The organism is Streptomyces sp. NRRL B-24572 (assembly GCF_002156145.1).
In the GTDB taxonomy this organism is placed as follows: Bacteria; Actinomycetota; Actinomycetes; order Streptomycetales; family Streptomycetaceae; genus Streptomyces; species Streptomyces vietnamensis.
The window spans coordinates 1-629 of the sequence record NZ_MWIG01001225.1; the positions used below are offsets into that span (position 1 = coordinate 1).

Sequence of the window (629 nt, forward strand, 5' to 3'; positions counted from 1 at the left end):
CCGCCCGGCCGCCGTGCAGGCGATCCTGGACGCGGAGGGCCCGGCCCTGGTCGTCACCTCCGACCCCGCCGTCTGGTCCTCGACCAAGGACGCGCGCGGCAAACTCGGCCCGGTCCTGGTCCACGACCCCGGCCACCTCTGCGACACCCCCGCCCGGCTCCACTGGTCACCGTCCGAGCACTGCGAGGACCCCGCGGTGGCGCAGGAACGCGCGGTCGCCCTGCTCGCCCCCGTACNNGCGCCCACGAGCCCGTACGGATCCTCCGCAGCCACCCGAAGGCCGCCTCGGGCCTGGCGGGCCTCCTGGAGTCGGCGCTCACCGCGCACCCGGAAAGCCGGCGGCAGGCACAGGAACTGACGGCCCGCGCGCTGAGTGCCCTCTCCTCGATCCACATCAGGGAGGCATGCGTACCGAATCGAACGGATTCGCTGACGCTCGCATCTTTCCTCGCCGAAGGGGGCACGCTCTACGTGGTGGGCGAGGCGATCGAGGATCCCCGCACCCACCCCGGCGCGATGCCGCTCCTCACGGCCCTCGCCGCAAGCGTGGTCGAGCACGGCCGCCGCATGGCCGCACGGTCATCCGACGGTCGGCTCGACCCACCACTGACCCTCGTCCTCGACGACGT

The 629-nt window shown here is 73.4% G+C and carries 1 pseudogene; it reads left to right on the forward strand.

Annotated features, from left to right (window positions below):
• A pseudogene (locus CCN56_RS41450) lies at positions 1–629 on the forward strand (type VI secretion protein); the annotation flags it as partial.